A 6424-nucleotide genomic window follows, 5' to 3' on the forward strand; every position below is an offset into this window, starting at 1 on the left:
CTCTCAGACTGTAGTGGTCAACTAAAATTGGCCACCCTACCTGACTGTTCACGGAACAGTCGCTCTGATTCGTTTGGCGTTAATCCACCGTTATACCAGTGAGGTCTTATATCGCTATAGTAGTGGGTTATGTAGCGAATAATGGCTGACTGAGCAGTACTAAAGCTTTGGTAGCCAGTCGTTGGCACCCATTCGGTCTTCAGACTACGGAAGAATCGTTCCATCGGACTATTATCCCAACAATTCCCTCTGCGACTGATACTTTGGGTCATCTGATAACGCCACAATGCCTGCCTATACTGACGACTGGTATAATGACTTCCCTGATCACTATGGAACATCACCTGTTTGGGATGCCCACGTAGTTCCCAAGCCATTTGTAGTGCTTTGGCGGTTAATTCTGAGTCTGGTGCAAATGACATTGCCCAGCCCACCGGTTTTCGGGCAAACAAATCCAATACCACAGCCAGATAGGCCCATCGTGAGCCTGTCCAAATATAGGTTACATCGCCGCACCAAACCTGGTCAGGCTTTGTAACAGCGAACTGCCTATTGAGCAGATTTGGAATATCAATACGTTCATTTCCACCGCGGTTGTATTTATGTTTTCGCTCTTGGCAACTGACGATGATTAATTCTTTCATCAACTTACCCGCTAACCACCGCCCAAGTTTCACGTTGTGTGTATTGGTAACCATCGTGGCGATAGTCCTTGCGCCAGCAGAGCCGCCACTAACGTTCCACGCTTCGCTGACTAGGCTACGTTTTATCGTCCGCTCAATATCTGGCTCCTTAGGCCGACACCAATAGCGATAACTGCTTCGGTGAACATTAAAAATACGACACAAAGTTTTCACCGGATAAAGCACTCTTAGCTTTTCAACTACCGAAAATTTTTCAGTGAGTCGGACATTAAGAGCGCAGTAGCCTTTTTTAAGATGTCATTCTCCATTTCCAGCCGGTGGATTTTTTTCTCCATTTCTCTGAACTCAATTTGTTCAGGTGTTAATGGCAGACCAGGCGATGTTTTCCCTTGACGTTCTAAACGAAGGGCTCTTACCCACCGGCTAATCGCTGAAAGACTGACGTTCATGCCTTTCGCGGCTTCCTGGTAGGTGTAATTTTGGTCAAGGACTAATTTGGCGGTTTCACATTTAAATTCAGCAGTAATTATTTTACTCATTTCGGCACCTATAAAAATTATGAGGTAAGCATATCACCTCAACTTAGGTGGCCAAATTTAGTATGCCACTACAGACTCAACAATTTTCGCTTGTAAGTTTGATATTCTCCGTGTTTTTCACAAGTGACAGTTATCTCCTGCACGACAGTATTTTCTATCACTTTCGGTTTTTGAAGTGTATCTTCCAACCGAATTTTCAATGATTCGATTTTTGTTCGATAACCCATGTTACACCTCCGCCCATGATGGAATTTCGGTTTGACCATAATCAAAATGCGAAAAATTAGTCACCATACCTGAAACCTTTCGAACAGGATTTCTTACAGCCTGTTTATTCTGGTAATTCAGTTTCTGACTCGTGGTGATAAACCATTTCTTCGGTTTGTCGTGTTGATATTCAATATCCAGCCTCAGTAATTCACTGGGCAGATCGAGATTGGGGTAAAGTTTTTGCCAATCAGCGAAGTCTTTGTGATTCAGGCGTATCACCTTTCCCTCAAACGCAATTTTTCTGACATCGAATGAACATCAGCAGATATTTCTTCCCCTTCATCCTCACAAGCCATTTTTTCGGCTTGGGTGTTATAGGGAATCAGGTTAAGGGAATCAGGAATCAGGTTAAGGGAATCAGCAGGATTAAAACTGTGCTTATATGGTGCTTGCACTGTACTTGTACGGTACTCTTCTTTTTTATCTTGTTTTTCAGTAGCTTGAAATAATTCATCATGTTCCTGAACAACAGTCGGCGACAAATTGTTTGGCTGTTCATCCTGTTTAGAAGTCAATGTCGATTGATTATAACCAACATGAGAAGTGTTTAAATTTTGTTCGTTCGTTTGTTGGGTTTTAGGTTTTAAGTGCTTGTCAGATTCTTGCACTGTATTAGTATGGTGCTTTTCTGATGCTGCTTTATTATCAATAAATTGAGTAATCTGTTCAGGGATTTCACTGGGTGACTCTTTACAATGAGGATTTTGATGTTTTTTCCAATTATTAATTTGGATGTAGTCATTCCCATCAACTGAATACCGAGTGATAAAATTTTTACTGTGTAACTGGGACAATAACTTTTCACAATCCGCTTCATCATAAGGTAATACCATTGCTTTTATTTTACGGGGCTTATCTTCAAGACGACCTTCTCTATCCGCAATCGTCCATAATCCCGCGAACAAAAGTCTTGCTAATGGTTCGCACTCAGCTAAATCATCATTGCTGAAAAAACCAGGTTTGATATTTCTTGCTCTTGCCATAACGTTATCTCTTTTAGTGAATTTATAACTTTTTCAGGACTTTGATACTAACCGACGGGCAAAATCTTTGTTTTTTGATGCAGCAACCAATAGCCCATCAGGACTATCTGGATGGGCTTTTTCTTCATGGTTTTTATTGATAAATCGGCGATTTCTTGGCATAATGACCTCGCTGAAATTGAAAGAAAAAAAGGGAAATTCGTCGTTTCCCTTCTCCTTGAAATACTAAACTTTCTTCATCAAACACAAAGCTCATTACAATTCTCAAAAGCTTTATCGTTTTTTAACCTTGAAGCTTCTTTTTTTGGCAATCTTAAGTACTCTAGCATGTCTATCAGCTTGCGTATCTCTTTACCTGAGATATTGGTTATGACTAAATCCTGCTTCGGTGAATCGTAGCCAATGCAATCAAGCAGTTTTGCCATCTTCGGAATTACTCCATCCTCTGACTGCCATCTCGTGATTTGAGATGGATTGACGCCAATAGCCTCAGCAATTCTTATTGCTGAATGTACCTGAATGCCATTGCGTATTTTGGCTTCAATGTTTTTTGCATTTGATTTGCGTGTAATTGTGGTTTCCATGTCTATAATTAATTCCATAAGTTTCAGATAATAGTTATCCCTCCCGATGGGCTGGGAATTTAATAATCTCCCAATTTCAGGGAGGCCAGGTTGTTAAAGAGCGGTGTTACTTAGATGGCATTTTGCTTATCAGCAGGGATACCATCTGTCGGGTTTGGATAAAGATCAGGGTTTAATTCATGTGGAGTTACACACCAATTTGTAGCTTTACTCCATAACAAAGTATTTCTTCCGCTAGGAAAACTGCGACCTGTTATGACATGGCTAACAAATCCTTGTGTTGTTCCAACTAAACCCGCAAATTTTGCTGATTTATCGAATATTTAGATAGGTAATCATTTAATTTCATATACTCTCCTTTCTAATACACAAAATATTATCACAGATATTTTTAATTTCAATAGCTCAGAGCTTTCCATTTTATTAACTTGTTTAATAAACTATTAATATGAAAAAAAATAGAACAATTACAGATGAAGATTTGCTAGCAGCAAAAAGGCTAAAGCAAATTTGGGATAAAAATAAAAAAGAACTTAGCTTGACTCAAGATAAGGCCGCCGAGCTACTTGGCTTTTCAACTCAAGCTACAGTTAGTCATTACCTTACTGGCAAGTTAGCGTTAGGTGTTGAAGCAGTTTTGAGATTTGCGGTATTACTAAAAGTAAGACCTGAAGAAATCCGTCCAGACATGGCGGAGCTTTTCTCTTCTATAAGAAATTTACCTACTTCAGATATGAATAATTATTATGTAGAAAAAAACACTCTCTCTCAAAAAGAAAAATTACTACTTGATTTATATAATGATTTGCCAGAAAGCGAAGCAGAAAAAATCATTGATGTAATGAAATCGAAGAAAAAATACTTTGAAAAAAATCATGAAAGAATTAGCATCTAAAAAAGTAAACAAACACGCTTGTTAAAATCGAATTCACCTTCCTATAGCTAGGCGACTTAATTTTGATTACAGCATATGTATTAAAAACAGGTCATCGATAGTGCATCCTGTTTCCATCTTTTTACGTTTAGCTTGAGACCATTTATGTTCTATAGGATTTAAATCTGGTGAATACACAGGCAAATATTCTATCTGGTGTCCTGCGTTTATAATTGCCTGTTCAATATTCTTACCTTTGTGAAAGCTAGCGTTGTCCATAAAAATAACAGAATTTTCAGGAAGTTCTGGGAGCAATATTTTTGTGATCCAAACATAAAAAAACATCACGATTAATATTGCAATCAAATAATCCGATAGCAAAAAGGGTTGTTCCCAATAAAGCGCCAATAACATTTGTTCTTCCCTTAGCACCCCAGTTTTTCAGGCCAAAACAACGGTGACCTTTTGGGGAATAGCCGTGAGTTCGTGGAGTGTCATGTGAAAAACCACTTTCATCAATAAAAACAACAGATTTATCTTTTTTTTCATACTGTTGTCTTTTTTGCTGATGTGCCAGCCTGTCGCTTTCGTTGGTTTTTGGATGGAATAGAGTTTTTTTATAGGTTAATCCCAGCTTTTTAAGGGATTGCCAAATAGTCTTTTTACAAACACCGAATCGCTCTGCCCGTTCCTTTTGGTAAGCATCTGGATACTGTTCCACATCTTTTGCTAAAGCATTTTTATCGAGCTTCCTCTTACCGTGGCGTTGAATTTTTTGGCTCTGGTCGTTTAAGCCAACGTACTAAAGACGCTTTTCCAATACGGAATTGTTTCGCCAGTTTCTCGAATTGTTAAACCTTCGGCTTTCCTTACAGATATTACTTTACGTCGAAAATCAATTGTATAACTCATAACACACCTTGTAATCAAAATTAAGTCGCCTAGCTATATAATGATGCCCAGTCAATTTTTAAATTGAGATAAAATCCATACTTAAAATTATCTATAAATTAAGTTATTACAATTTATTAAAACATATTTTTTCATTGATATTTCCCCCACAACATCCTCTAAATAAAAAATATTATCTGAGATATTTATATTTTTAATTATCTGAGATAATATAATTACCATCAACTCACTGCAACAGGCAAACGCCAGACAAGACCTCGAGTTATCTGAAACTTTGCCAGACGCTGCTAAGTAGCCAGCCGAAGGCGTATGAACATGAAGGCAAGTGAAGTCATCAGTACCTAAAAGCCTGTTGCTCAATAGCAAAATTAATTATGACTTACAAAAAAACCAGCCGATGATGATAAAATCATCAATTTTTGCATTAAAAATAACCCATATAAGATTAAAAAAATAAACTATTTTTGTATTTTTTAGATGTATCTAACTTGTTTTTATTTAAGCAACTTTATTTCACTATTGAGCAACATGCTTTAAGTCATCTCGCTCTTTAACATATTGGAATCATCGCTCTGAATAAGCGTTAGAGCATCACCACCAAGTGAGTTTTGGGATGGTGTGAATACAACTAAACAGTCGAACTTTATTTTTACACCAGGGAATAAACAGACTGTGAGTACAAACCGAAAGCATCCGGCACACACCACTAAAACTTATTTAGGAGGAACAAAATGGCAACCATTATCTTTAAACCTAAAAAAGACAAACGCTAAATCTCGTCGCCTGGCAAAACAAATGGCATTCTGGGATAGAAAACGTGCTGAATACGAAGCGAAACCTAAACCCCGTTCTACAGAGCAAATCCTTGATTCCATATTCAACAAGCAAGATGACACCATTAATACCATTGCATCACTCACTCTCAATCTAAAAGACAAAAAGTCTCAGCCTTCATTTGATAACTGTTGCTTACCGAATACTTATCTCTATTCTGCAAGAAAATACTCAAAAACCCGCAAATCAAATGGCATACATACAAAATGATTTGATAGTCTTTGCAGCAATCTTATCCTACACTTAATTCCATAAGTTTCAGATAATAGTTATCCCTCCCGATGGGCTGGGAAGGTAAAATCTCCCAATTTCAGGGAGGCCAGGTTGTTAAAGAGCGGTGTTACTTACATGGTAGTTTGCTTATCAGCAGGGATACCATCTGTTGGGTTTGGGTAAATATCAGGGCGTAACTCGTGGGGAGTGATCTGCCACTCTAAAGCTTCACATAAGCGAAGAACTTTTTTAGGAGGTACGCCATTTTTAAACCATGAACTTATAGCTTGAGGTTCATGACCTATAAAATTTGCAATTTCAGTTTGGCTAGCTATTCCAGCTATACGATTCTTAATGTTTTTATCCATAAAGCAGTCCTCAATATAGAGATTGATTAATTTACAAAGAAAAATTAAAAAATCAAGAAATTCTTTCAGAGAGGATTGCAAGGAAATGTTGTAAAATAATTTTATGAAAGATCAAAAAAGCATAAATTCATCCCTGAGAATTATTCAGGTGTTAAAAAAGAATGGCTGGAGTCAGTCAGACTTAGCAAGGAGGCTAAGTATTA

At 37.7% G+C, this 6424-nt stretch carries 11 protein-coding genes; 2 read left to right on the forward strand and 9 right to left on the reverse strand.

Features of this window, described 5'->3' with window-relative positions; genetic code table 11:
* Positions 1-17 precede the first annotated feature (17 nt).
* The 5 genes from AYJ55_RS13740 to AYJ55_RS13760 all read right to left on the reverse strand — a co-directional run bounded on the left by AYJ55_RS13740 (position 18) and on the right by AYJ55_RS13760 (position 3020).
* A protein-coding gene (locus AYJ55_RS13740; RefSeq protein ID WP_162505571.1) for an IS3 family transposase occupies positions 18-1183 on the reverse strand; the annotation gives its coding sequence in 2 pieces (ribosomal slippage) (positions 18-928 and positions 928-1183; 1167 coding nt in all).
* Between the two features lie 68 nt (positions 1184-1251).
* Entirely contained in the window at positions 1252-1410 is a 159-nt protein-coding gene (locus tag AYJ55_RS30830; protein WP_187153269.1) for a hypothetical protein, read from the reverse strand.
* A gap of 1 nt (position 1411) precedes the next feature.
* Entirely contained in the window at positions 1412-1672 is a 261-nt protein-coding gene (locus tag AYJ55_RS13750) for a hypothetical protein (protein ID WP_063656946.1), read from the reverse strand.
* Complete coding sequence (locus tag AYJ55_RS13755) at positions 1669-2436, reverse strand: hypothetical protein (protein WP_063656947.1); 768 nt, start codon at positions 2434-2436, stop codon at positions 1669-1671. The genes AYJ55_RS13750 and AYJ55_RS13755 overlap by 4 nt, the downstream gene beginning before the upstream one ends.
* Before the next feature lie 239 nt (positions 2437-2675).
* A complete protein-coding gene (locus AYJ55_RS13760) occupies positions 2676-3020 on the reverse strand; it encodes a CII family transcriptional regulator (RefSeq protein ID WP_187153270.1) in 345 nt (114 codons plus the stop codon).
* 448 nt (positions 3021-3468) lie between these two features.
* On the opposite strand from AYJ55_RS13760, the gene AYJ55_RS13765 reads away from it, so the two are divergent.
* Positions 3469-3915 (forward strand): XRE family transcriptional regulator, encoded by a 447-nt coding sequence (locus AYJ55_RS13765; RefSeq protein ID WP_063656949.1) that lies wholly within the window; start codon positions 3469-3471, stop codon positions 3913-3915.
* 66 nt (positions 3916-3981) lie between these two features.
* Here AYJ55_RS13765 and AYJ55_RS33240 read toward each other — a convergent pair whose 3' ends face one another.
* The 3 genes from AYJ55_RS33240 to AYJ55_RS34655 are packed head-to-tail and all read right to left on the reverse strand — an operon-like array spanning position 3982 to position 4806.
* Positions 3982-4239 (reverse strand): transposase, encoded by a 258-nt coding sequence (locus tag AYJ55_RS33240; protein ID WP_245677331.1) that lies wholly within the window; start codon positions 4237-4239, stop codon positions 3982-3984.
* Positions 4190-4666 carry an IS630 transposase-related protein gene (locus tag AYJ55_RS33245; protein ID WP_281181148.1) on the reverse strand — a complete coding sequence of 159 codons (477 nt, stop codon included), beginning with the start codon at positions 4664-4666 and terminating at the stop codon, positions 4190-4192. Before AYJ55_RS33245 ends, AYJ55_RS33240 begins: the two co-directional genes overlap by 50 nt.
* Positions 4667-4683: 17 nt before the next feature.
* Positions 4684-4806, reverse strand: a complete 123-nt coding sequence (locus tag AYJ55_RS34655; RefSeq protein WP_281181143.1) for a hypothetical protein — start codon at positions 4804-4806, stop codon at positions 4684-4686.
* 618 nt (positions 4807-5424) lie between these two features.
* Between AYJ55_RS34655 and AYJ55_RS13775 the strand changes: the two genes are divergently transcribed.
* The gene (locus tag AYJ55_RS13775) at positions 5425-5850 is read left to right on the forward strand and encodes a hypothetical protein (RefSeq protein ID WP_245677368.1); all 426 of its coding nucleotides are present in this window, start codon (positions 5425-5427) and stop codon (positions 5848-5850) included.
* A 134-nt stretch (positions 5851-5984) separates the two neighbouring features.
* Here the strand turns inward: AYJ55_RS13775 and AYJ55_RS13780 are convergent, their stop codons facing one another.
* On the reverse strand, positions 5985-6221 hold the full coding sequence (locus AYJ55_RS13780) for a transcriptional regulator (RefSeq protein WP_063656951.1): 237 nt from the start codon (positions 6219-6221) through the stop codon (positions 5985-5987).
* Positions 6222-6424 lie beyond the last annotated feature (203 nt).

Source organism: Candidatus Arsenophonus triatominarum (assembly GCF_001640365.1).
Classification (GTDB): domain Bacteria; phylum Pseudomonadota; class Gammaproteobacteria; order Enterobacterales; family Enterobacteriaceae; genus Arsenophonus; species Arsenophonus triatominarum.

What these genes read in the sequence shown, in the direction of transcription:
- AYJ55_RS34655 (WP_281181143.1), bottom strand. Translation starts at nt 4,806, where the DNA reads ATGAGTTATACAATTGATTTTCGACGTAAAGTAATATCTGTAAGGAAA.
- AYJ55_RS33240 (WP_245677331.1), bottom strand. Translation starts at nt 4,239, where the DNA reads ATGTTTTTTTATGTTTGGATCACAAAAATATTGCTCCCAGAACTTCCT.
- AYJ55_RS13780 (WP_063656951.1), bottom strand. Translation starts at nt 6,221, where the DNA reads ATGGATAAAAACATTAAGAATCGTATAGCTGGAATAGCTAGCCAAACT.
- AYJ55_RS13765 (WP_063656949.1), top strand. Translation starts at nt 3,469, where the DNA reads ATGAAAAAAAATAGAACAATTACAGATGAAGATTTGCTAGCAGCAAAA.
- AYJ55_RS13755 (WP_063656947.1), bottom strand. Translation starts at nt 2,436, where the DNA reads ATGGCAAGAGCAAGAAATATCAAACCTGGTTTTTTCAGCAATGATGAT.
- AYJ55_RS30830 (WP_187153269.1), bottom strand. Translation starts at nt 1,410, where the DNA reads ATGGGTTATCGAACAAAAATCGAATCATTGAAAATTCGGTTGGAAGAT.
- AYJ55_RS13760 (WP_187153270.1), bottom strand. Translation starts at nt 3,020, where the DNA reads ATGGAAACCACAATTACACGCAAATCAAATGCAAAAAACATTGAAGCC.